Below are 1,092 nucleotides of genomic sequence, written 5' to 3' on the forward strand. Positions count from 1 at the left end.
CTTGGATTCAAGTACGAAGTGCGACACCTCTGAACATAAAAACAGTGAGATGCGATAATCATGAACTTTGCTCCCGCCAAGAAGTAAAAAACATGAAATACACGCACCTCACTGAGAACGAAAGGTATATGATTTCTGCGCTCAGAAAGCAAGGAATTAGTACCGCTAAAATAGCTAAACAACTGGGGCGTCACAAAGCCACTATCTATCGAGAAATTGAACGCAATTCCCGATACAACAGACACTTTAAAAGGTACTCCTATCAGGCGTGGAGAGCCCAACAAATGGCTCGCAACCGGCTGCGCCGGTCACGCAGAAATAAGCGCTACAGCGAAATCGACTTTAGGTTGCCTGAAGCCTTGCTACGACTGGATTGGAGTCCTGACCAAATCGTCGGATACCTAAGGGGAAGAGGCTATCCAACAATGAGCCACGAGCTCATTTATCAGCATATTTGGAACGACAAAACTCTCGGTGGAACCCTATGGAAACACTTACGCCAATCCACTAAGAAAAGGCGCAAAAGGTATAACTCAAAAGACAGCCGAGGTCGGCTGGCAGCAAAGCGTCATATTACCGAAAGACCTACAAAAGCTGAGCAGCGAAAAGAGCCTGGTCACTGGGAAATTGATACCGTCGTTGGCCGCGGAACCAAGCACTGTATCGTGACTTTAGTCGACAGAATGACTGGCTACACTTTTATTGGGCAAATGGACGATAGAACAAGCGAGTCGCTCAACGTAAGAATGAGCAAAATCATGACCCGCTCTGACTTACCTTTTAAGACGATAACTGCGGATAACGGCACTGAATTTCATGGTTATGCGCAACTAGAAAAACACCATAACTGTCTGTTTTACTTTGCAAATCCATACCACTCATGGGAGCGAGGCACTAATGAAAACACCAATGGTTTGATACGACAATACTTACCAAAACGAACTTCTATGTCACACGTAACACAGAAGCTCTGCAATAAAATTGCACACAAATTAAATACGCGCCCACGCAAAAGACTTGGGTATAGGACACCAACGGAGTATATTCATGCGCATCTGTAGAAAGTGTCGCACTTCAAACTTGATACTAAGT

General features: G+C 44.9%; 1 protein-coding gene. It reads left to right on the plus strand.

The annotated features are described in order from the left end of the window. Positions 1-92 precede the first annotated feature (92 nt). Positions 93-1,061, plus strand: coding sequence for an IS30-like element ISVa6 family transposase (locus tag GVO60_RS22100; RefSeq protein ID WP_159657889.1), 969 nt, complete (start codon positions 93-95; stop codon positions 1,059-1,061). Positions 1,062-1,092 lie beyond the last annotated feature (31 nt).

It is taken from the genome of Vibrio atypicus (genome assembly GCF_009811315.1).
Lineage (GTDB): Bacteria > Pseudomonadota > Gammaproteobacteria > Enterobacterales > Vibrionaceae > Vibrio > Vibrio atypicus.

Coding starts and splice junctions, on each gene's coding strand:
- GVO60_RS22100 (WP_159657889.1), top strand. CDS start 93: ATGAAATACACGCACCTCACTGAGAACGAAAGGTATATGATTTCTGCG.